General features: G+C 59.1%; 13 protein-coding genes and 12 pseudogenes. 14 read left to right on the top strand and 11 right to left on the bottom strand.

All coding sequences use genetic code 11. The annotated features are described in order from the left end of the window. Positions 1–716: pseudogene (locus RFN30_RS31505) on the top strand (IS1380 family transposase); the annotation flags it as partial. A gap of 127 nt (positions 717–843) precedes the next feature. Next, positions 844–1,051, top strand: a pseudogene (locus tag RFN30_RS31500) (VOC family protein); the annotation flags it as partial. 353 nt (positions 1,052–1,404) lie between these two features. On the opposite strand, the pseudogene RFN30_RS31495 reads toward RFN30_RS31500, so the two are convergent. Both RFN30_RS31495 and RFN30_RS31490 read right to left on the bottom strand, forming a co-directional pair. Beyond that, a pseudogene (locus tag RFN30_RS31495) lies at positions 1,405–2,193 on the bottom strand (IS110 family RNA-guided transposase); the annotation flags it as partial. A 184-nt stretch (positions 2,194–2,377) separates the two neighbouring features. Beyond that, a pseudogene (locus RFN30_RS31490) lies at positions 2,378–2,823 on the bottom strand (transposase); the annotation flags it as partial. 217 nt (positions 2,824–3,040) lie between these two features. On the opposite strand from RFN30_RS31490, the gene RFN30_RS31485 reads away from it, so the two are divergent. The 4 genes and pseudogenes from RFN30_RS31485 to RFN30_RS31470 all read left to right on the top strand — a co-directional run. After that, a complete protein-coding gene (locus tag RFN30_RS31485) occupies positions 3,041–3,643 on the top strand; it encodes a GNAT family N-acetyltransferase (RefSeq protein ID WP_320265871.1) in 603 nt (200 codons plus the stop codon). Between the two features lie 146 nt (positions 3,644–3,789). Continuing rightward, the gene (locus tag RFN30_RS31480) at positions 3,790–4,479 is read left to right on the top strand and encodes an ATP-grasp domain-containing protein (protein ID WP_320265870.1); all 690 of its coding nucleotides are present in this window, start codon (positions 3,790–3,792) and stop codon (positions 4,477–4,479) included. 16 nt (positions 4,480–4,495) lie between these two features. Further along, positions 4,496–4,825, top strand: coding sequence for a hypothetical protein (locus RFN30_RS31475; RefSeq protein WP_320265869.1), 330 nt, complete (start codon positions 4,496–4,498; stop codon positions 4,823–4,825). 65 nt (positions 4,826–4,890) lie between these two features. Then, positions 4,891–5,042 (top strand): annotated as a pseudogene (locus RFN30_RS31470) (IS256 family transposase); the annotation flags it as partial. On the opposite strand, the pseudogene RFN30_RS31465 reads toward RFN30_RS31470, so the two are convergent. Next, positions 5,043–5,425, bottom strand: a pseudogene (locus tag RFN30_RS31465) (IS256 family transposase); the annotation flags it as partial. Between the two features lie 380 nt (positions 5,426–5,805). Here RFN30_RS31465 and RFN30_RS32490 point away from each other — a divergent pair. Next, positions 5,806–6,080, top strand: a pseudogene (locus tag RFN30_RS32490) (ISAzo13-like element transposase-related protein). Here RFN30_RS32490 and RFN30_RS31460 read toward each other — a convergent pair. The 3 genes and pseudogenes from RFN30_RS31460 to RFN30_RS31450 form a co-directional block, all read right to left on the bottom strand. Beyond that, positions 6,038–6,167 (bottom strand): annotated as a pseudogene (locus RFN30_RS31460) (IS110 family transposase); the annotation flags it as partial. The pseudogenes RFN30_RS32490 and RFN30_RS31460 sit on opposite strands and share 43 nt — an antisense overlap. Positions 6,168–6,214: 47 nt before the next feature. Further along, positions 6,215–7,198 carry a hypothetical protein gene (locus RFN30_RS31455; RefSeq protein ID WP_320265868.1) on the bottom strand — a complete coding sequence of 328 codons (984 nt, stop codon included), beginning with the start codon at positions 7,196–7,198 and terminating at the stop codon, positions 6,215–6,217. Positions 7,199–7,659: 461 nt separating this feature from the next. Next, positions 7,660–7,917, bottom strand: coding sequence for a hypothetical protein (locus RFN30_RS31450; RefSeq protein ID WP_320265867.1), 258 nt, complete (start codon positions 7,915–7,917; stop codon positions 7,660–7,662). Positions 7,918–8,212: 295 nt separating this feature from the next. Here RFN30_RS31450 and RFN30_RS31445 point away from each other — a divergent pair, with 295 nt between their 5' ends. The 3 genes from RFN30_RS31445 to RFN30_RS31435 all read left to right on the top strand — a co-directional run bounded on the left by RFN30_RS31445 (position 8,213) and on the right by RFN30_RS31435 (position 13,022). Continuing rightward, positions 8,213–9,262 (top strand): GHMP family kinase ATP-binding protein, encoded by a 1,050-nt coding sequence (locus tag RFN30_RS31445; RefSeq protein WP_320265866.1) that lies wholly within the window; start codon positions 8,213–8,215, stop codon positions 9,260–9,262. A gap of 123 nt (positions 9,263–9,385) precedes the next feature. After that, positions 9,386–10,330: a cysteine synthase family protein gene (locus RFN30_RS31440; protein WP_320265865.1), complete on the top strand. Its 945-nt coding sequence runs from the start codon at positions 9,386–9,388 to the stop codon at positions 10,328–10,330. Position 10,331: 1 nt separating this feature from the next. After that, the gene (locus RFN30_RS31435) at positions 10,332–13,022 is read left to right on the top strand and encodes a lyase family protein (protein ID WP_320265864.1); all 2,691 of its coding nucleotides are present in this window, start codon (positions 10,332–10,334) and stop codon (positions 13,020–13,022) included. A gap of 574 nt (positions 13,023–13,596) precedes the next feature. Here RFN30_RS31435 and RFN30_RS31430 read toward each other — a convergent pair. Next, positions 13,597–14,131, bottom strand: a pseudogene (locus RFN30_RS31430) (pyridoxal-phosphate dependent enzyme); the annotation flags it as partial. A gap of 171 nt (positions 14,132–14,302) precedes the next feature. On the opposite strand from RFN30_RS31430, the pseudogene RFN30_RS31425 reads away from it, so the two are divergent. The 4 genes and pseudogenes from RFN30_RS31425 to RFN30_RS31410 all read left to right on the top strand — a co-directional run. Beyond that, a pseudogene (locus RFN30_RS31425) lies at positions 14,303–14,588 on the top strand (transposase); the annotation flags it as partial. 605 nt (positions 14,589–15,193) lie between these two features. Next, on the top strand, positions 15,194–16,942 hold the full coding sequence (locus tag RFN30_RS31420) for a ThiF family adenylyltransferase (protein WP_320265863.1): 1,749 nt from the start codon (positions 15,194–15,196) through the stop codon (positions 16,940–16,942). Then, on the top strand, positions 16,930–17,421 hold the full coding sequence (locus RFN30_RS31415) for a Mov34/MPN/PAD-1 family protein (protein WP_320265862.1): 492 nt from the start codon (positions 16,930–16,932) through the stop codon (positions 17,419–17,421). Before RFN30_RS31420 ends, RFN30_RS31415 begins: the two co-directional genes overlap by 13 nt. 453 nt (positions 17,422–17,874) lie before the next feature. Further along, the gene (locus RFN30_RS31410; RefSeq protein WP_320265861.1) at positions 17,875–18,093 is read left to right on the top strand and encodes a sigma factor-like helix-turn-helix DNA-binding protein; all 219 of its coding nucleotides are present in this window, start codon (positions 17,875–17,877) and stop codon (positions 18,091–18,093) included. 441 nt (positions 18,094–18,534) lie between these two features. Here the strand turns inward: RFN30_RS31410 and RFN30_RS32485 are convergent. The 4 genes and pseudogenes from RFN30_RS32485 to groEL form a co-directional block, all read right to left on the bottom strand. Further along, positions 18,535–18,711, bottom strand: a pseudogene (locus RFN30_RS32485) (ISL3-like element ISAzs13 family transposase); the annotation flags it as partial. Further along, a complete protein-coding gene (locus RFN30_RS31400; protein ID WP_430699098.1) occupies positions 18,654–20,042 on the bottom strand; it encodes an ISL3 family transposase in 1,389 nt (462 codons plus the stop codon). The gene RFN30_RS31400 and the pseudogene RFN30_RS32485, both read right to left, overlap by 58 nt. 917 nt (positions 20,043–20,959) lie before the next feature. Beyond that, positions 20,960–21,241, bottom strand: coding sequence for a hypothetical protein (locus tag RFN30_RS31395; protein ID WP_320265858.1), 282 nt, complete (start codon positions 21,239–21,241; stop codon positions 20,960–20,962). A gap of 170 nt (positions 21,242–21,411) precedes the next feature. Then, positions 21,412–21,587 (bottom strand): annotated as a pseudogene (groEL, locus tag RFN30_RS31390) (chaperonin GroEL); the annotation flags it as partial.

Raw genomic sequence — 21,587 nt, 5'->3', positions numbered from 1 at the left:
AAGACCCCGACGGGCGAGGAGATCCGCGGCTATCTGCGCCGCCTCGTGCGCCGCATCCGCGCCCGCTGGTGAACCACCCGTATCCTGATCCGCGGCGATGGCCACTATGGCCGGGCGCAAGTCATGGCTTGGTGCGAGAACAACGGCATCGACTACCTCTTCGGCCTACCCGGCAACAAGGTTCTGCAGCGGCTCGTCGACGAGAGCGCCGACGACATCCGCACGCGCCGCGCGCTCGAGCGCAAGTCGGTGCTGCGCGGCTATGCCCAGACCCACTACAAGGCGAAGTCCTGGAAGCTTGAGCGTCGCGTCTGCGCTCGCATCGAGGCAACCGCGATGGGCCTCGACATCCGCTTCGTCGTCACCAATCTCGACAAAGGCTCGGCCGAGCACCTCTATGACGTGATCTACTGCGCCCGCGGCCAAGCCGAAAACCTGATCAAGATGCACAAGAGCCAGCTCGCCTCCGACCGCACCTCCTGCCGCTCGCCGATCGCCATCAGGTCCGCCTCGTCCTGCACACCGCCGCCTACTGGCTGATGCTCACCCTGCGCGACGCGGTGCCGAAATCCCATCAGCTCGCCAAAGCCGAGTTAGCCACTTTGCGGCTCAGGCTCCTCAAGCTCGGCGCCCGCGTCACCGAAACCGTCTCGCGCATCCGTCTGGCCTTCGCTAGGACGAGAGGTGCCATTGATATCATCGCAGCGGCCAGAGGCTTCCAGCCCGTGCCAAGATACCTTCTGGATCGCGACGCGACTGCCGTTTTTGGACCAGGAACGAATGTGCTCTATGACCGCACGTCAGTTCTCGACCTGGTCGAAGGGAGAGTTCGTAATAAATGAGATTCTTACTTGGGTGAACCACGTCGCACTTGCCGTGCCTGTTCTTGAGAAGGCTGCCGCCCGCTATCGCGAGAGCCCGAGTTTCGACGCCTCAGGCATTGCCGGAGCATGGCGTCGCTGTCGCGTTCGTGACGATCGCCAACACCAAGATCGAGCTGCTTGAGCCGCATGGCCAAAATTCGCCGATTGCATCCTTTCTCGCCAAACACAGCTGTGATCTTCATACGTCAATGGCTGGAAATGAGAACGGCAGCAACGTATCGTCGGTCATGGCGGGTGTGGCTTATATGAGGAGGGTCAATGCGGACGGTCTTCAGATCGTCATTTTTTTCTCCGCTGTTGCAGCGTCCAGGGTTGGAGCCCAATGCATAACGCGGCCCGTTGCCGAGCCAAATCCAACTTGTATACGGTCGTTGTTAGGAACAGCTGCACCAACGTCCCGCTTGCGGCGGACAAGGCTCAGAAGGACGGGACCATTCTCGCGAAGCGGCATTTCAAGCCAAGCCACACCTCGGTTCGTCCACCTGGATCGTCAGGGGTCTTACGTTCAGCAGCCGCTCGTTCAGGCTGCCTTCATCATTACCCCTTTGATGACGACAACCGCATTGACGTATTTCCACAGTGCGACGAGCAGCTTACGGGCAAGCGCAACAATCGTCGTTTTCTTGAGCCGCCCGCCACTGGCGCCTGACCCGATCTTGGAACCACAAGGTGAGCTCCGAGTGCGATTGATGGCGCAACCATAGCCAGGCGAGTTGTATCAGCGTCGCTCGTAACCTAGGATTGCCGGATTTCGAGACCCCCTGGTCGTGATCGATTGACCCGCTCTGCTAGGGTCTGTGCAAGGCCCGCATAGGCGGCCAGCTGTCGTCGGTTGTAAAAATGGCGGGAAAGCCCTTCCGACCACAAAACAGCAGCAAACTCCGCCCCGATGCCTTTCAGGTTGAGCAGCAGCGCCGGCGCTGGCGAAACGGCCTCAGCGGCAACAAACATGGCAGCGCGCGTCTTCGGCGGTCTTGATCTGTTCCAGAACAAGTTCCAGCCGATCGAGTTCGCGGCCGATTTGCGCCTTCAAATGGGCGGGCAATGGTCGCCCGTCGCCGGTCTTAAGTTCCTCCAGTTGCTTACGCCGATCGCGGCGCAGCGGCTCGTAGCCGGACACGCCTTGGCTGAACAGCAGGCCCTTGACGCGACTGACGTGACTGACCCATTCGTTCGTCAATGCCCTGCGCTCACGCGGGAGACGGCGCCGGTCCTCTTCTTCCGGTGTCGGCGCCCGGACCATCGCACACACCGGTGGCTCGCCACGCTGGTGCGCCAGCAAAGCCCGAACCAGCGCCTCGCCGTCAATCTATGCATTGGCATTTGGAGCGCGAGCTGCATTTTACGTCTTGGCCTGAAATGTACCACGCGGAACTTCCTGCACCTCGATTGACATCCGTGTCGCTGGGCAGTGTGTGGGCATTTCGAAAGGGGATCTCAGAGCTGGCTTGCTTGGACGGCGCCCCGCGGAATTTAAGTGGCATCCTGCCGGGTTAAGCTGAGCGCGGCGGCGCGGCGGCCGTCGCTATCGCTTGCGCGCCGAAATAAGCCTCGTTGGGCGCGGGTCCGTCAAGGCTCGAATGCGGGCACCCTCCATTATAGAAGGCGAGATCCCGGGCGATCGACGCGCGGGCCTCAGACAGGCTGTAGGCGCGCAGATAGACCTCCTCGTATTTGATCGTGCGCCACAGCCGCTCGACGAAGACGTTGTCGCGCAAGGCAACTTTGCCATCCATGCTGATGGACACGCTCGCCGCCGTCAGCACGCCTGTAACTCGAGGCTGGTGAACTGGCTGCTCTGGTCCGTATTGAAGATCTCGGGTCGGCCATGTCTGGCCACGGCCTCCTCGAGCGCTTCGATGCAAAACGCCGCCTCCATCGCGATTGAGACCCGATGTGCCAGCACCCGCAAGCTGAAGACGTCGACGACGGCCATCAGAGCACTTAGGGGATAAATTACACAACTGCGCATGCTCGCGCCTATCCATAGAAACGGTCGCATAATATCATATAAACGTAACAAATCATAACCTACATTTTCCGCAGATCGTCTAAAATAGCACCGGCAACAACGAGAATAACCTGCAACAGCTGCCGAAATTCTGATTTTTTTGGGGAAGGAGAGCTCGCCTCGGGTTAACGTGGATGTTTGATCGATGATGCTCACGACAGAACGCCTAATATTACGCCCTTGGGAGGACAGAGACCGCAGCCCGATGGGAAGGATCTATGCCGACCCTCACGTCAGACGTTACCTTGCAAACGAGCTGACGATCGATGAAGCGATTGTCGAGGTCGATCTAGCGATCGAGCGTGCCCGTAGCAATGGTTTTCATTTCCAGCCGGCAGAGTTAAAGAGCGGCGGCCAGCTTGTGGGTATGATTGGGCTCGGCGTGCTTTCCGAACCAACGCAGGCGGCTATCACAAGCGAGCTGCGCGTCGAAATCGGATGGTTTCTCGCAAAGGAGCATTGGGGCAAAGGCCTTGCGTCGGAAGGAGCGCGGGCATGGCTCAAATATGCCTGGTCACTGGATCTGTCTGAGGTCGCTGCCTTTACAGCCAAGGCAAACGCACCAAGCCAAAGGGTCATGCAGAAGATCGGCATGATTTATGATCCCACGTCCGATTACGATGACCCGAGGTGTGACGAAGGTAATTGGTTGCGACCCCAAGTAGTTTACCGAATTCGTAATCCGAACTCTGCCAGAGCGGCAGGCATCTTTAGCAAGAATCATCGACGAGCCGCGGGGAGGGCCTGAGATTTGGGATGTCCGCCCGCGTTCATTCTCGGCGACTGCAGCACGATCCGGTCTACTAGCTACCTTGCGGCGGAAAGCATCAAAGCAGTCCGTGTTGATACCGACAACTTCAATGCACTGTCCGGGAGAGTTGCCAGCTAAGTACGATGTATCACATTGCGGGCATTACTGGTTTCTGGAAACCGAGCGAGTGGGTCTATGCAATGGTTGGCAAGCTTTGCCAGCATTTCAATCTGCCGGGCCCAAACCCGACGTCGGTTAAATGCTGCTGCGACAAATTCGTGCAACGTCAGTTCCTCAAGAATGCCGCTGTTCCAGTCCCTAGTTTTCGTCTGGCGGCCAATGCAGCGGATGTGCAGAAATATTCTGCGGAAATTGGTTTGCCAGTCGTTCTGAAGCCAACTGTGGGCCAATGCAGCTCTGGTGTCCGATTGTGCCGCACAGCCGATGAACTAACCGAACATACAACCTATCTACTACGCGAGGAGCATATATGGCCCTCCTCCCCGGGAATCTTGGTGGAAGAATTCGTAAACGGTCCATTCTTGTGCGCGCATTTAATAGGAAACGAGCTTATTGGGGTAAGCGCCGGAAAGCTTGGGCCCCTACCACATTTTTTCTCTTATGAGAGCATCGTCCCAGCCCTTCTCGCCAAAGACCAATATAAACGTATCAGAGATATTTCCCTGGACTGCTTGCAAGCTCTCGGCCTTGGCTGGGGTCCAACTAACATCGATCTGCTCTGGACGAAGAGGGGGCCAATCGTGATCGAAGTTAACCCTCGTCTCGGCGGCGCGCCTGATCCTCAGCTGATCCAACTTAGCATATGGTATTGATCCCATCGCTGAACACGTGAAGCTGGTCATCGGCGACGAGTGCAATTTGCTCAGAAGGCGTTCGCACACTGCGGCTGCCCGGTATCTAAATCCTGATCGTGACGGCGTCCTCGATGGGATCGATGGGGAGGATCTGGCGGCCACAATAACTGGTGTTGTCGAGGTCAAATTGTACGTTAAGCCGAAGACGCTGATCGCAAGAAAGGGCGATTACAAAGACATGCTCGGGCACGTTATCGCTACGTCGCCCAGCCTTGCTGGAACCGATGATATACTTCAACATGCTACTGACTCAATTAGGTGGTCCATCACACCAATTCGGAGCTCCAGCGAACCGGAAAATTGAAGGGGCGGGGTCGCTCGCCTCGAGCCTGTAGGCTCGGTGTCGATTCCACTGAGGAGAGCAACGCCATGAAAAGGAATATCACATTGCCGCCGGCTGCGGCGAGCGGCGCTTTGGAAGAATTGTTCGCCGAGTTCAGGAGAGCTTCGAGAGGCTCTGCCTTGCGGCCGGAATGGAGGCGCTGGGGGCGATGATGGAGGCGGACGAAGCAGCCTGCGGCGGCCTTGCCGGCGTCGTCGAGCTCCCAGGCTTGGCGCAGCACCCGGCGCGTCGGGGCGTGAAGCTGCCTGGGCAGCCGATCCATGATGCTGCGCGCTGGCAGCAGCGCTGGATCAGGCTGTCCTTGCCGAACGTGGCGCGGATCGACTTCGACAGCGCCTCGTCGAGCTTCTGCGTCGCCACGAAGCGTCGCGACGCAGCAGATTTCGACACGCCGCTACCATGACCCGCCGGCACATCGCCTTCCGGAGGCACACTGCCCGTCCGAACCGTCGCGTCGACACGTTGATCAGCATCAGGTTCATCGCCCAGCGGCCGAGCCAATCTTCCGACATCGAACGGCAGTGCCATCTCCCGGCCATCGACGGTCCGCACCGAGCAGCGTCGGTATGCGGATGGGCATGATCGACAAGCATGCGATACGACAACGGTGGGAAGCGGTCGGCTCGACGCTGGATGAGCGCGGCCGGCTGTTGTTCGCGGCGGGTGAGGTGCTGACGGCAGGCCGGGGCGGCCCGAGACGGGGTCGGGGATCACGGGGCTGGCGCGGTCGACGATCGGTCGCGGGCGCAAAGACCTTGCGGCGGCACCGCCGTCGAAAGGGCGAGTACCCCGCGAGGGTGAGGGCCGGCGGTGTCTTTCCCACGGGGATGCGGATCTGAACCGCATCCTCGATCCGGTGACACTGGGCGATCCGATGCGTCCGCAACGACAAGCTGGCAGTTGGCTTGCAGCAGAAGGGCCCTACGATCAGCGCCAGCAGTGTGAAGAGACTGTTGGCGAGGCTCGGCTACAGTCGGCGGTCGAACCGCAAGGCTGACGAGGGCTCCAGGCGTCCCGACCGCAACGCGCAATTCGAGCACATCAACGCCAAGGCGATCGCCGCACAGGCTGCGGGCAACCGGCCATTACGGTCGACACCAAGGAGAAGGAACTGATCGGAAACTACAAGAAGGGTGGCACCGACTATCGCCCGAAGAGCGATCCGTTGCGCCGTTCCAGACGATCAAGCTCGCGAACGATCTGGGTCTTGAGATGATGGGACAGCGGGCGGCAATCGCCGGTCCGCAATTCTTCCAGCCGCTTGCGCCGGTTACGGCAGCGGTTCATAGTCCCAAATCCCTTGGCGTGGTGCCTCACGTAATTTTGTTACCGTTTGTCTCATCGAGAATGTTACCTGCCAGCCCGGCATGAGGTGTTCAGAGTAGCATATGACGCCAGGCTGCTGGCCTGGCCAATAAGCCGCTGCACTGCTTGTTGTCGCCACGCCCTTACTCGCTTCTGCAGCGTGTAAAGCTGTCGCAAGCTGTATCGTCCCGGGTAACGGGCCTGGAACTCGACGAGCAGTTCGAGTGCGGTCTGATCCGGGCGTTCCTCAAGGCACTGTGCCATCTTCTCCCAATCGTCCTTGATGATATCGGGACGTCGGCCACGCGGTCTGTCGCTGAGCAGACGGTACGTTTTAGGCCCGATGACGACGCCGTGCGCGCGAGCTGCCTGGCGCCAGATACTGACCCGTCGGGCGAACGCATTATGTTGCTTGCGGGTAAATCGACCCGGAAACTGGATGCACAACTCTTCGAAGAGTTGCGTGGCGTGGATGTTGGGGAATTCCTCCAATCGGCGCCATGCGATCGGCCATGCCATGCGGAGCGCCTGGATTCGGCCTTGACCAGTTTCGGCGTAGACCGGCTTCGGCTTTCTCCGCTGCCTTCGCTGATGGTGCTGCGGGCGCGGGTGAGATCGCCGGCTCGGGCGTGTCGGACGGACCCGCAACGGAGGCTTGCGTCGATATCCGTTGGAGGCCTCGCAAGTTCGCGGTTTTGCTTCGGTGGAGAATCTCGGACGGATCTCGCCAACGTGCCAGGCGCTTGACAGGCTTGCCATCTCCTCCAGATGCTTTAGCGGATCGAGGCTGGCGGCAATCTCGCGCAACTTGCTCTTGGTGGCCCATTGCACATCTTCCGCTTGCAGGAGACGATGACAGGGCGTCTGCGGTGGATGATAGCGCTTGGTTGCCTTCGCCCCGTCGCGCTGCCTGGCAGCCAGCTTGAACGAGGGCTGGAAGAAGTTCACGAACAGCCTGGATGCTCCGTAGAGCCGCGTGATGGCCGTGGACGCCGCCAAACCTTCGAAGCGCCGATAGCCCAAGAGCATCCGTGCGACGGTGCCGTTTTTCTGCTCTATCCACGCTTGGTCGTTCTTGCGGTAGGCCGCGAGCGGGTGAGTTCGATGCCGTGACCCAGGCAATATTCGATCAGCTTGTTGTTGACGAACTCGCTACCTTTGTCCACATCCAGCGCGCTCAGAGCGAGGGTAAGCCCCCGCGGATACGCTCGAGCGTTTAACCACGAGGGTGCCTTCTCGAACGACGATGGGCGCGGCCTCCGTCCATCCGCCAGCGATATCGGTCAGAACCAGGCTATGAACGTAACTGCCGCGGTTGACCTGCCCGCAATGAGCCACCAGGTCCATTTCCATGCTGCCGGGAAGCGGCGCATTCCAGTCAGCAAAGGTGCGCATTTTGATGCGCCGCCGCGGCTCTGGCACAACTCTCGGCTTTTTCGTACGGCCCATGCGCCCCCGCATCTGGAGCAAGCGGTCGATCGCGGCGGCGCTCATTGACAGGTTTTTGCGGCGTATCTCCTCCTCGAGTTCAAATGTCTATTGCGTTCCAACGCAGGCATGAGGATGGGCAGCAATGCCTTTAGGCGCTTGCCGCAAACCCGATCAGTTGCGGATTTTTCGTGATACGCTGTCACCGCGATGAACTTCTCCAAGATCCGGCGTTTGTCCTTGTTCGCTGCGGCCGCATAGCGATCCCGGACTGCATTGGCGAGTTCCATGCGCATGGCATGCGTCATCTTCGTCTTCATGATCCCTCCTTCATGGCGAGGGCATCATGCCGGAATGCGACTTCACGGGTAACATTTTAGGTGAGGCAACGAAGCCGCTCGGTAACATCCGTGAGGCAATGCGACAGCACGCGGCATCGGAATCGAGGCCCTCGGTTAGAAATTGCGCAACAAACCTCATAAGTAAATTTACAGAATCTTTATGCGTGCCGTCCGTCCCAAATGCTACGGTCAGCCATAAACGCTGGGACTTGATCCCGGTCAAACCGGAAGACAAGCCTCCGCCCACATTAGTTAATTCTTCAAGTGAGCAGTGATGTCCATCCAACGAGTAAACTATTCCCTTGGCTCTTCTGAGCGCTGGTCAAGCCTCAAAACGAAAGACCTTGCACATGCAGCTGCCGATCAAGTTTGGAAGCCGGATCTATGTCAACAGACGTTCGATGGCCAAGAGGAGGCCGAAGCCGGTACCGAGGATGGGAAGCCGGCTAATCATTCGAGCAACGGTGACGGTCGTTGTTGCGGCACGTTCGGCGAGCTACTGCAAGGCCAGTTGCCGGATGGCTCCGCGTCTTGTGACTCCCATTTCCTGGTTACGATGCCCATCGCGCTCTTTGCGCGGGCCCATTTCACACCAATTGCAGGGACGTCATGTGTAACCGTTTATCCGGCATATAAGGTCAAAGCACAACGACTGGCCGAGAGCTTCGTGCTTGCGCTTGGCGTATCAGGAGGAAACCTTCTTTTGGAATCTGAACTCCCCGAAGGAAAAGGTCTGGCGAGTTCTTCTGCAGATCTCGTTGCTACCGCGCGGTCAATTGCCTCCTCATTCAAGCGAAGGGTTCGGACATCGTTGATCGAGAAGCTGATGGCGGAGATCGAGCCATCCGACGGAGTGATGTACCCTGGCGTGGTCGCATATCAACAGCGAGCATGTAGCCTTCTCTCCTTCCTTGGGCAGATGCCGCCGCTTGCAATCGTTGGTATAGATGAAGGGGGGACGATCGAAACCGTCGACTATGATCAACGGCGAGGTGAGGTCTCAAATCGTCAAAGAGCGCAATATCAGGAATTGCTCGAACAGGCGCGAATAGCAATTCCGCAGGGTGACACGGCGTCGATAGGCAGAATAGCTACTGCTAGCGCTCTGCTGCACCAGGAGCGGGTTCCCAAAGAGCATCTAAATTCGATGCGGAAAGTGTCCGAGGAGGTCGGTGCGCTAGGCGTCATAGTTGCGCACAGCGGTACTGTAATCGGAATCTTGCTTGATCGAACGGCACGCGACTTCCCGCGGAAGCTGCAGTCTGTGGTCGACCAGGTAACTCCGTTCAACAATTCGCCAAGAGTATACCTGACAATGCATTAGTCATGAGCTAGCCATATGAGTGCCCTACGCAAACACCTTCCGTTCTCCGGTTATTCTGCTGCCTATGCGCTACCCCGCGTAATCAGGTGCAGTACGAATCTTTATCTTGCGCAGTTTGCATTTATGAAGCTGCTTCCCGCTAAGTACGTTATCGAACAAGCACTGAATCGGGGGACGTTGAAGCAGAACACGACCGTTTTGGAGACCTCGAGTGGCACCTTCGCGCTGGGTTTAGCTGTAGTTTGCCGGGAGCACGGATTTCGGCTCGAGATTTTCACCGACCCGGTTATGGATAGGGCTCTCGAGAACAGGTTAAGGTCCCTTGGCGCGGAAGTGGTCATAGTAACCGAAAAGGCGAAACAGGGCGGATATCAGGCAAGCCGTCTCGATGCGCTGCACGCCAGGATGGGAGAGTTGGGTCACAGCTGTTTCTGGCCTCGCCAATACGAAACTGAGGACAATCCCGCGGCCTACAAGTCTTTCGCCGACCAGATCACAGGGATGCTTGGCGCCGACGTGACCGTGGTGGGTTCCGTCGGATCAGGCGGGTCGACTTGCGGAACAATAGAGCGCCTTCGTCAAGAATCGCCCAGCGCTCGCCTGATTGGGGTGGACACCTTCAATAGCGTCATCTTTGGCCAGCCGGACGGCGACCGGAAACTACGCGGATTGGGGAACAGTCTCGTCCCGAAAAATGTGAAGCATGAATTATATGACGAGGTTCATTTCACGTCGGCATCGCTGGCATTTGCCGCAACGCGTGAGCTTCACGAACGGCACGCCATTTTTGCCGGTCCGACGTCCGGAGCGAGCTATATTGTGGGGCGCTGGCGCGCTCGACAGTATCCAGACGAAACCGTGGTCGTCATATGTCCTGATGAAGGTCATCGCTACGTCGAAGCCCTCTACGATCACGAATGGCTTCAGCAAAATGGATGTGTCTATGAAGGTGTCCTTCTGGACGCTCCAGCCACCGAAGAGCATCCCTCGACAGCCCGCCCACCATGGAACCGGTATCGTTGGATGCGGAAAAGCCGGGAAGCTGTCTTGAGCGCGTTGGAGCAGTAAGATGACCGGCGGTAGCTTCCTTTTCGTTGAGAGCAATACGACAGGCACTGGCGAGCTATTGATGAAGCGGGCCAGGGTCCTGGGGTTCGAGCCCTATCTCGTGACACGCAATCGCGAGCGCTACCCCTTCCTTGAGAAGAGCGATGTGCAAGTGATCGAAGCTGATACACGTAATCCGCAGGAAATCATCGAGATCGCCACCAAACTGACCGAACTGGCGGGGATATTTTCGTCGTCTGACTATTTCGTGGAATCGGCGTCCAAGGCCGCCAGAGCGATCGGGCTCCCATCGGCAAACCCGGAAGCCATAGCGAGGTGCCGGAACAAATGGAAGCAAGTGACCGAGTTGGAGCGAAAATCAGTCTCTGTGCCTGAAACTCGTCTGGTCACGTCAGTCAAGGAGGTGAAGAAAGCGCTTGCCAAATCTGTCTTCCCGGTCGTCATCAAGCCGGTCTGCGGGAGCGGCAGCAGCGGGGTACGTCTCTGCGAGAATATCGCTGCGGCCGTCCAGGCGTTTGAGGATGCGAAGGATGTCCTGCTCGATCAAGTGGATTTGGGCAGTCCCGAGATCCTCATCCAGCAATACGTAGAGGGTCAGGAATATTCCGCAGAGATCATTGTGCGCAACGGGAGGCCGTATTGCCTCGGAATTGTCACGAAGCATAAGGGACCGCCTCCCTGCTTCGTTGAAATCGGTCACGACTTCCCGGCTCCCTTTCCGGAGCGGTCACTAGACGAACTGGGATCCTTCGCGGCCGGCGCAGTGTCGGCCTTAGGCTTGGACTTCGGACCGGCCCACGTGGAATTCGTCATCACGGAGTCTGGCCCTGTCGTAATCGAGGTCAATCCCAGGCTGGCTGGAGGAATGATCCCGGTCATGCTGTCGCAGGCCTTAGGCACCTCGGTAATTGACATCGTGATCAGGCTCTATGCGGGTGCCGAATTTGCTCCGCCAGGATCAAGCAAGAGGGCAGGAGCCATCCGTTTTCGACTTGCTGGCAAGTCCGGAAAGCTCAAGCGCTTGGCCTTTTCTCGCAGTAAAGAGCCGGCTGTGGCCGAAGCGGGTCTGCTGAAATCTGAGGGAGAGGAAATACGCATCAAGGGCGACTTCAGAGACCGCGTGGCCTATGCGGTGGCCGTCGCTGATGAACTCGAAACCGCTACCGCGGCGGCTGAGCGGACGATCGATTCAATTGCCTTTGAAATCGAGGCGACGCCCGATGATCGGGATAACACGCGAGTCGGCGAGCCAGCGGACGGCGGATGGACCCTGCATCCTGTGGCGATGAAGCTGCTCGCTCCACCCATCGAAATCTCGCGCGACGGTCGTCTCCTGCAGTTCCAAGCGACCGTGGATGAAGCACACCTGGTGATGCTCGCTGACCAGGGTTTGGTCAACCGAACTGTAGCGGCAGACCTGCTCACGCATATCTTGGATTTCCAGGGCGAGGAGTTCCAATCTCTGGATGGGCGTGATGCTCCGCGCGGACTCTATTTGGCTTATGAGGCCGAGCTTGCCGCCAGAGCAGGCCCAGAGAGGGCAGGCTGGCTCCACCTGGCCCGGTCCCGTAACGACTTGAACGCCACCATTTCTCTCCTGTCTCTTCGGGAGGCTGCGTGTTCCGTTTCCCTGGAGATAGGAGTTGCACAAGATGCCCTGCTTCAGCGGGCGGAAGAGGCGTCGAGCCTTTTGGCTCCGCTTTACAGCCAATATCAAATTGCTCTGCCAGGGTCGCCGGGACACTATCTGCTTGGGATCTTCTTCGCTCTCGGGCGCGAGCGCGAGCGGCTTCATCATCTGCTAAAAGACATCAAGGCGTGTCCGATGGGAGCCGGTGCCGGCGGCGGAACCAGCATGCCTATAGATTGCTCGCAGACGGCGAGCCTCCTGGGATTTGAACTGCCGTCGTTCAACTCCCTCGATGCAGTTGCAAGCCGGGATCATCACCTCCACGGGCTTTCGATCTTTACAAGTGTCTCGATCTTGCTCAGTCGTGTGGCCCAGGATCTACAGGTTTGGACGACACGCGAGTTCGCTCTGATCGAGGTTCCTCGTAACCTTGCCGGACGCTCTTCCATGCTGCCCCAAAAAAAGAACCCATATCTTTTCGAACACATCAAGGGATCGGCAAGCACCGTGATTGGCGCATACGTGTCGGCGGCAACGGCAACCTGCAAATCGCCGTTCAGCAACTCCATTGAGTCGAGCGACTATGGCTGCTCACCCCTGCGACTTGCGGAAGAAGCTCTCACGCGGGCCGTAACCCTTACATCGCTCATCGTGAGGTTCATATCTTTCAACGCGACATCGATGCGGAGAAATCTGGAAGATGGGTTGGCCATGACGACCGTCGCCGCGGAACGAATGGCCTCGCGAGGCACCCCTTTTCGGGAAGTCCATACACAAATCGGGGCGATCGCGGCGCGTGTGTCCCAGGAGAGCTGCGCTACCAAGCGCCGAAACGAGCTAGTCAGCGAATTGGGTGACGTAATGCCCGCGAGCCCCGAGGAGGGCAGGGACGCCCTACGGTTTGGCGGAGGTCCCGGCCTGACATCGACTGATGCTCAGTTTTCCATAGCAAAGACGCAACTTCGAGAAGCCGAGCGTAAGCTCGCGGAAATACGCGAACGGTGGGCATGGGCCGAGATGCACCGCAAACGAAGGGTGACAGACCTAATCAACGGCCACTAAGCCGCCGCAGTGGAAAGATTGATCATGTAGCTGCACGTTGGCCCTTCGGATCCTTTGCCATCGCAGTTGGATAGCGGATTGCAGTCATTGCGTGCACGCAGAAAGGTCGTGAGCGTTAAAAGCGCACCCGCGGCCCAAGCGACACGGCCTTTCCACTCCGGTAAAGCCTTTCACCCGAGGTCCAAGCCTTCCAGATCGCGTCGTCGATATATTGGTCGGCTCGCATAACTTTGCACACTGCCATAGCCGCAGAAGTTCCCCATCTTTTCCCGCTCTGGTTACCCGTCAGGTACAGGATCGCGTGAACCATCGGGGCGCTTGCGGCTTTCACTGCCACGATCCCCAGGCCTCAGAGCCGAAAAACATGGCGCCGTCATAATCCAGAGCTTGCATGGTGACCGGTCTCAATGCCGCGAACCTTGGGGCGATCGTGGTTGGCGTGGAGATCATCCAGTGCGACTGCCAGAGCAGTCGACGTTCGACGGTCTTGAGACACTGGTGCTGAAAATTCGGTCATTTAGGCTTCCACAGACAATGCCGCGCGGGAATTGCTGGCGGGAAGGTTCTGGAAGTCTCACCCTTCCTTGTAATAGTAGCTGTAGCCGTTGATGGCCGGCGCCGCCGAGATGCGCGTAGAGAATTCTTGCACCCTCGGGAAACAAGCCCTTCCTGGTTAGATCGATCAGGCCCTGCATCGACTTTCCCTCGTAGACCGGATCGGTGATCATCGCCTCCGTGCGTGCCGCCAGCCGGATCGCCTCATTCGTGGCGTCTGACGGAACGCCATAGGCCGGATAGGCGCAGTCGGGATAGATCACGATTTCGTCCTCGCGGACAGCGCGGCGAAGCCCGATAAGATCGGCGGTGTTGTCGACGATGCGGCGGACCTGCGCGCGGGTCTGCTCGAGTGTCCCGGAGGCGTCGATGCCGATCACCCGCTCGGCACGGTTTTGCGCGGCAAAGCCAACGATCATGCCGGCCTGCGTCGACCCGGTCACAACGCACACGATGATGTAGTCGAAGGTGAAGCCGAGCTCCGCCTCCTGCTTAGCCACCTCTTCGGCGAAGCCGACATAGCCCAACCCGCCGAACTTATGCACCGAGGCGCCGGTTAGCGGATTCGTCTACTCCGTCTCCATCAGCCGCTCGGCGGGCGAAGCCAATCATCTCGCACAGGAGATCGGCATCAGATGTCTTCTCCATGAGCGCGCGCAGGCTAATCATGTCGCCGCGAGCGGCGCTGCCTGTGGCGAGACGAGCCAATATGGACTGCCCGACGCTATCGGGACCGGGACCAGAGACTTATGGGAGCCGGCACGATCCAACTGCGCGTCCTGACGTTGCTGAAGGCTTCCTGTTTGCCGAACTTTATCGAGCGGCGTCGCATGGCCGAGAAGGCCCTGACGCCGGTGATCCAGAGAGCTATGTCATGCATGTCGACGCGCTCGGTCGACGATCTGGTCAAGGCGATGGGCATGAGCGGCATCTGCGAGAGCCAAGTCTCTCGGCTCTGAGCAGATTGATGGCAAGGTAAAGGCTTTTCGGGAGGGGCGCCCGATTGAGGGCGTCCGTCATCGGTGTTGCCGCCGGAAAGATCGGTGCCCAGAACCTGACCCTGCCGGAAAGCGCCGATGATAGCTGCTGCCCAGTTACGACACCTCTTCAGACATCACCTCCTGGAGCCATGCACGCAGTCTTGACCCTGTCGGACAGGCTTTGGCGAGGAGCGCCTCCCGCTTTTTGCGGCTGCCCTTCATAGCGTAGCTCGCCGTCTCTACAGGCCGATTCATGCTAATGTTTGTCTGCAGACCGCGACCGAGCTCGACGATTTCAAACCGCAGGGCCTTCTGAAACCCACGTTGCAGCAGCCGACGTAATCTGGAGCAAATCTCCCTCACGAATCTACCATCCTTCTACTGTTCGCGCGACGACGGCTTCTTCGAACCTCGGTCGGCCGGATGAGGATGCGACGTTCGTTCGCATGAGTGAAAACCAAACAGCGAAAGGAAGACTTCCATGGCTGGAAAGCCTGAAAACCCTGGCCGGCCCGATCATCCGTCCGGTCCTCCAGACCATCTGCCAAATCCTCCGGATCACGCGCCGGGGCGGCCCGGACACATTCCTGGGCCGAAAGACCCTCCGCACGTTCCGCCGAGGCCGGTTGGCGCCGCATGATTCCCTATGCCGATCTGAAATCCACGGAAGTACCGAAATGGGAAGAAAACCCAGTCAATCGCAATCGTATGCGGGCCGAATTGGATCATCTTTCCTATTTCGCCGGGAGCACACTTCTCGTCGATGAAATAGCGTTGGCGGACGGTGTCCTCCACGTTGAGTTCCGATGGCCTCTGCCGGACGGGCGCCTGATCGATCTCGAGGCAATATATCCCGACTCGTTCCCGCGGCTCCGCCCCCATGTGATGCTCCGGTGCGATCCGGAGCAATACCCATCGCGTCACTGCGCCCCAGACGGCAGTCTATGTCTGCTCGGCCGGGACAGCGGCTTGTGGCAGAGCAGGATGACTTTGGCAGACATCCTTTATTCCAATCTGGCCAAGGCGCTCGACGCTTCGAAGGATGAGGACTCGCAGGGTGAGCCGGCGGAGGTCTGGTGGAATGAAACCGCCGATCGCAGCAGCGGCAACTATGTGCTGGTCGACAGTTCCTGGGATCTTTCGGGGTTCGACCAGGGTAAAGTTGAGATCGAATTCGTGGTGGACTGGGGGAAAGATCGTCCAGCGATCCAGGCCGCCGTCTCGAAGGTGTGGAGCGATACCGGAGATCTGCTCGCCGAGCGCAGGTTTCCTCTCCCAATCACCCTTGGGCGAAGACGGGATACGGCGGTGTTTCCATGGAAGCGGGACGATCATCTTCCCATGCCGCTGCACCAGGAGCTGCCGAGCCTGCTAAAGCGTCTCGGTCACGGCTCGCGCTATGCGAAAACCTCTGGTGGCGATATTCGGATCTCCGCCACGCTCAAGAGATCGGAATTGCAATTCCAGACATACGGTGACGCGTGGGTTTTCGTTTTGCACTACAGCAAGAACATTCTTCGCATCACCAGGAACGGTGCGCAGAAGACCAAAGAGGTTGGATTCGTTGTCCCTACCTACAGGGCCGGGATCGGGGACATTGGCAGCCGGGTACCCTCTGTCGGAGCCCTGCGTGACAAGACGATAGCCATCGTGGGACTCGGAGCTCTGGGCTCGCTGCTGGCTGCCGAGTTGGCAAAGAACGGCAGTCGAAAATTGATCGTGTTGGATTGTGACTATGTAGAGCCGGGGAACTCCATCCGCTGGGCTGCAGGTGCTTCAGCTTGGGGCAGGCAAAAAACAGAGTTCATCAAGGAACATATCGAGCTTGAATACCCCTGGACCACCGTGCAACCGATATTTCACAGGATCGGCAGCGCTTGGGCGGATGGAGTAGGAGACCACCAGCTGCTTGCCGGCTTGATGGACGAAGCCGATCTGGTGATCGATGCTGCTGCCTCGACCGGAGTTTCCTTTTTCCTGGCCGATTGCTGCCGAGCGCGCCATGTTCCAATGATCTGCGTTTATGCCTCGACGACGCTGAAGGGAGGGGTTGTCGCATACCATCACCCGGAATCCGGCTGCCCGGTCTGCAAAGAGATTGCCTACGCCGCCGGCACAATTGATAGACCTCCCGGCATCGGCGACCCTCAGGGGCTGATCCAGCCGCCCGGCTGCTCCGAAGCCACCTTCACAGGTGCATCGTTCAATCTCCAGGAACTAACGCTCGAAGCCGTTCGGATGGCTGTCGGCGTTCTTTCTGGCCCGCAGGACTTCGAGGTGTCACTGGTCCATACCCTCACCTTGCACAATGGTTTGAAGCGGATACCGCCAGCTTGGAAGGTGGATGAATTGCGGCCCAGTCCGGAGTGCGGATGCCTCACGTAGTCTGGCTTCCTCGCTCCGTGGTCGACGTCATGAAGTCTGAGGCCGACCAATGGTATGACAGGGAAACGGGGGGAACCTTCATGGGCTACTGGGCCGAAACCCGCGTGGCCGTGGTCACGAGAATGATCCCGGCCGGCCCCAACGCGAAGCGCACACGCTGCAGCTTTCTCCCAGATCAGGACTGGCAACAGGTCGAAATCGCTAAGCACTATCATCGATCAGGTAGGCTCGACACCTACCTAGGCGACTGGCATACCCATCCGGACACGGTTTCCAACAGATTGAGCGGAACAGATCGAGCCTGTCTCAGGAATGTCATCGGAACGCCGTCTGCCCGGGCTGCTACCCCGATTATGGTGTTGATGTGCGGCAAATCAGCCAGATGGCTGCTGCATGCCTGGGTTTGCGGAATGGGGCCACGTTTCTTTTTGTTCGAAGGCCTATGCGAATGGAAGGCCGAAGTTGCGGTATATGGCTGAAACGACAATTGGCGCGGGAAGAGAGTGGCCCTCAACGATTGTCATCTCCACCAGATGCTGGGCTGCCGGCGCCACCATGTCTGAGCCTATCGCTGTCATTGACAGTGACGCCCTAGCGACGCAAATGCCCCTTCTCGCAACCTTCGATCGATCCGGTCAGGCTGGCCGCGGATAGCCTTCAGGGCGCCCGGCATCAACGAATTCGGGCGAGGTCTTCTTCATTTGGCCGACCCATCGGAGCGCCTTGCCAGCATATTGCTTACAGGGTTGGCGGTCTGCAGGGCGGCAACTTGCTGACGAGATGTTAACTTTCGTGTCAGCCGGTAAATGCGGGTTCCGACGCGAAGCCGGCCAGCATTCCGATCAAAGACCGGCCAGTTTTCGGCACTGAAGCTTACCTCCTGGGTCAGCAAATTTGGCATCAAGTGCCCCGCGGTAAACGGGGAGATTTTGATGCCGGCGAAGAGAAGACAAATGCTTCGGCTTGCCGGAAGTGGGACGAGCTCCCGCGAGATAGCAGTCATTTTGGGGATGGCGCGCAGCACGGTGCAGGATAACCTGCAGCGTGCGGCAGCAGTTGGATTGACCTGGCCCTTGCCGGGCGAACTGACCGACGATGCGCTTGAGAACAAGCTTTTCAGCCGCAACGGCGTCAAGCAGGGGACACGGTGACGCACGGGGCCGAAAACTGGGCCGATCTTGCGGTCGAGAAGCCCGGCGTCACTTTGCTCATCCTCTGGAGGAGTATCGAGAGGCGCATCCCGAAGGTTACGGCTATAGTCGCTTTGTGAACTTCTGCGGGGATTTCGGCAACGAGTGTCGCCGACAATGCGCCATGTTGATGGCGTTTCAAAAGCGCGGCTAAACGACGACAAGAGTTTCGTGCTTGTGGAGGGAAAAAAGGCGGCCTTTGCAGGCTGCCGAGTGTCGAGGATGTGTGCCTCAGAACGAGGACGGGGCGTTTTCGATATCGCTGTGATCGGTCGGTGTTCGTTGCTGCTCCTGGATAAGTTCCTGGAGTTTGACGCAATAGTGCGACCAGATGCTGTCGGCGAGATCGTTGAGGAACTCGAAGACAGCGAGCGTCTGTTCGGGTGTCCATTCGGGATTGAGGGCGGCTGCCAGCAGCCTGTTTTTCAGCAGGGAATATCCTGAGCGCCCATACATCTGGCGCTTTATCGTCTTGAGACGGTTGATCTGTCCCTCGACGGGGCTGGTGCTCCAGGGCTGGGTTATCGCCGCCCGGACAGCCTCGATGTCACGGCCGATGCCGGCGGCAAGCGAAGCCAGGTCGCTGTCCGTGGCATCCTTGAGCCTTGATCGAGGCCGGCATCATCGTCGCCGCGGATCAGTGCAAAGCGTCGGGCGAGGTCGCCCGCGATCGAAAGCTCCGGCGCGGTTTCGTAGAGATGGTGCAAGAACCGCCCGGCCGGCTCATCGAGCGACGCCGGGTTTTCGCTCAGCAGCCATGCACACTTCCGGCGCGATGGCGGCGGCCACCGCGCTTCTGGGGGAGAGCTCGGTGGCCGCTCCTTGCGGGCAGCGGTCCACCTGTAGACGGTCTTGTGGCTGCCTGCAAAACCGAGGCGCTTGATTTCGGTCCACAATTGCAACCCGTTGTGCTGGCCTTCCTGCCAGCGCGTTTCGAGATACTCCTGGAAAGGATCCATCAGGACGGAGCGCACCGTCCGTCGCCGGTGCTCGGGCTCCCCGCCCGCTGCAAGCCAACGTTCGACGGTTCTCACGCTGACGCCGATCCGCGGCGCGATCTGACGCGGCCACATGCCGGAGGTGCGCAATTGAAGGATTTCAGCGTAACGCTCACGGCGCTGGTTGCGCCGCGAGCGGCGCAGACCATCAAGTTTGGTTGAAGTCTCTACCGATGGTTCCAGCCCGGCGTCGTCGTCGTTTTCGGCAATCTCCGCGATCATGGCTTTTCCGGCGGCTGTGACCGCTTTGCGATGGCGCCCGATGGCCAGACGCAACGCGTCGCCCAGGTTCTGCAGAAGATGCCAACGGTCGGCGACCTGCGTTGCATCGGGAGCACCGCGACGGGCACCCTCGGCATAAAGGCCGGCACGGTCGCGCGCGACCACCTCGATACCCGGATAGCGTCGCAGCCAAGAGGCGACCGTATCGGCATTTCGATCCGGCAACAGATCGAGCACGCGGTTGCGCTCAAGATCGCAGACGATCGTCCCGTAACGCTGCCCCTTGCGCCAGGCCCAGTCGTCGATGCCGACTACACGCGGGGCCTCCGGCTCGAACCCGGCGGCGCGGATCATCCGCAGCAGTGTGTCGCCGCTGACCGGCATGGCCAGTTTATGCGACAGGCGCGAGCCGGGCTTGCCGCCGACCGCAAAGCCGATCGCCAGTTGGCTTTCGCCGAGGCGCGATGTGCGTCGCGCTTTCGGCCGCACCGTTTCCGGCAACCGCTCGGCGAAGATCCGCTGGCGGCATTGCCGATCGGCGCAACGGAAGCGCCTGGCGTGAAGCCGAATCTCGACGACCCGTCCCTGCCACGGCAGATCGGCCAACCGTCGCATGTAATGGCTGTGGACGCGGCGCGTCTGGCAACCGCAACACGGGCACTTCGACGCCTCCGTCTTCGGCCGGGCCACGAGCACCACCCTGTCGGTCTGGGGAAGGATCTGGACAATCGAAAGCTCGGGGGAAATTAGCGAGCGGAAGGCATGGAGCACGGGCGAATCACCGGCGTCGACTGCGATTCCGACCTTATGGCCTTATTCGCACCATCCGTGAATCCCGCCTGCTGCACCAAATATGCGGAAGAACCCCTCATTGACAGTCGAGGGTGTCAGGCCACGTCTCATAGAGAATCGCCGCGGGACTGAGAGGCAACGGCACCTTACTCCTGCTTTCCGCAGCTCTCGCCTCTGAAGAAATGTGTATGCCGGTCGCTTTCCGATAAGAGGTCTTTGGTGCGGACATAGACGGCTCCGTTTTGCGAATGACGGTTCTGGAGACGCAAAAAATATGCCGATTAAGAAAAGACATATATGTGAATACCAGGCGTGGCATCGGCCGAAGTCAGTTCAAGGTTTGTCAGCCCACCACAGGAGGACTTTCGGCTTAGGACGCAGCAAATCCCAAGTTCTCGATCAGCAGTGGCGACGATTGTCGATCCGTGCGAGCGGCTGCGTGTTCCAGGTGACGAACATAAGTGCCAGCGAACCGAAGAAAAGCTTCCCGACTTCGTCGATTGTTCAGCCGAATACGGTGCAAGGTGTTCGCCCTCGAAAGACGCAGCGCCGCGAGACCGCTTCCCTGTTCAGCCTCCGGCATCTGAAATGTCAGCTCTCACACATCACTCCCTAGTGTCATGCCGTGGTTTTCAAAGATGGCTTGAAGTTGGCGGCATTTGATGAACGGGACATGCACGCACGCTTGGTCCGGAATCGCGTCTCAAGAATTAGATGCTGTGTGACGAGCGGTGCGAGGGTGTGGCATCTTTCGGCGCTGTTCGAACCAACTATTCAGAAGGGCGACCCATGCCGCAGTTTTTGACGCAAGCCGGTCACCTACCGCTCTCGAACAGGATAGCACGATCGGTCGCCGTCATCGGAATGAGCAAGGCTAATTGGCTGGTTGCAGCGCTTGTTCCGGGATTCAAGCGCCAGCCGCTGAAGAAGATTGATGCTGACGCGCAATCATTTTTGAAGCTGATGCAGCGCTGGCGCGACCAAGCCGTGATCCGACGCTCGAAGATGAGAACGCGCGGCGGCCGAACCGCGAGCGACAGACCTTGGCCGGTGATCAGACGCGGCTCATCAGCCACATCAAGGCGATTCTCGCCCACTTCGGCATCCACGGCTTCCGCTTGAGCCTGCGCAATTCGGCTGACAGGCTCGTCGCCATCCGTGTAGCGGCGGGAACGCCGTTGCCGGACAATACCCGCGCCGAGTTGCACGCTCGATTGAGCGGCTCGACCTCGTGCGCCTTCCCATTCGACGTAAATTTCGGGGTATCGCGGCCCTGGATCTCGGCCTTCTTGCCGGCGCCGTCGACGATGGTGGTGTTCTCCTTGGAGATCGACACCTTCTTGGCGCGGCCGAGCATGTTGAGGCCGACGTTCTCGAGCTTGATGCCGAGGTCTTCCGAGATGACCTGGCCACCGGTGAGGATGGCGATGTCTTCCAGCATGG

The organism is Mesorhizobium dulcispinae, from assembly GCF_033977345.1.
Lineage (GTDB): Bacteria > Pseudomonadota > Alphaproteobacteria > Rhizobiales > Rhizobiaceae > Mesorhizobium > Mesorhizobium dulcispinae.
The sequence above is the reverse complement of the archived record's forward strand: the minus strand, read 5'-3'. Positions and strand labels throughout refer to the sequence as shown.

Excerpts from the sequence above, each read along its gene's own strand:
- RFN30_RS31485 (WP_320265871.1), top strand. The coding sequence starts at position 3,041 with ATGATGCTCACGACAGAACGCCTAATATTACGCCCTTGGGAGGACAGA.
- RFN30_RS31480 (WP_320265870.1), top strand. The coding sequence starts at position 3,790 with ATGTATCACATTGCGGGCATTACTGGTTTCTGGAAACCGAGCGAGTGG.
- RFN30_RS31455 (WP_320265868.1), bottom strand. The coding sequence starts at position 7,198 with ATGCTCTTGGGCTATCGGCGCTTCGAAGGTTTGGCGGCGTCCACGGCC.
- RFN30_RS31450 (WP_320265867.1), bottom strand. The coding sequence starts at position 7,917 with ATGAAGACGAAGATGACGCATGCCATGCGCATGGAACTCGCCAATGCA.
- RFN30_RS31445 (WP_320265866.1), top strand. The coding sequence starts at position 8,213 with ATGTCCATCCAACGAGTAAACTATTCCCTTGGCTCTTCTGAGCGCTGG.
- RFN30_RS31440 (WP_320265865.1), top strand. The coding sequence starts at position 9,386 with ATGAAGCTGCTTCCCGCTAAGTACGTTATCGAACAAGCACTGAATCGG.
- RFN30_RS31435 (WP_320265864.1), top strand. The coding sequence starts at position 10,332 with ATGACCGGCGGTAGCTTCCTTTTCGTTGAGAGCAATACGACAGGCACT.
- RFN30_RS31420 (WP_320265863.1), top strand. The coding sequence starts at position 15,194 with ATGATTCCCTATGCCGATCTGAAATCCACGGAAGTACCGAAATGGGAA.
- RFN30_RS31415 (WP_320265862.1), top strand. The coding sequence starts at position 16,930 with ATGCCTCACGTAGTCTGGCTTCCTCGCTCCGTGGTCGACGTCATGAAG.
- RFN30_RS31410 (WP_320265861.1), top strand. The coding sequence starts at position 17,875 with ATGCCGGCGAAGAGAAGACAAATGCTTCGGCTTGCCGGAAGTGGGACG.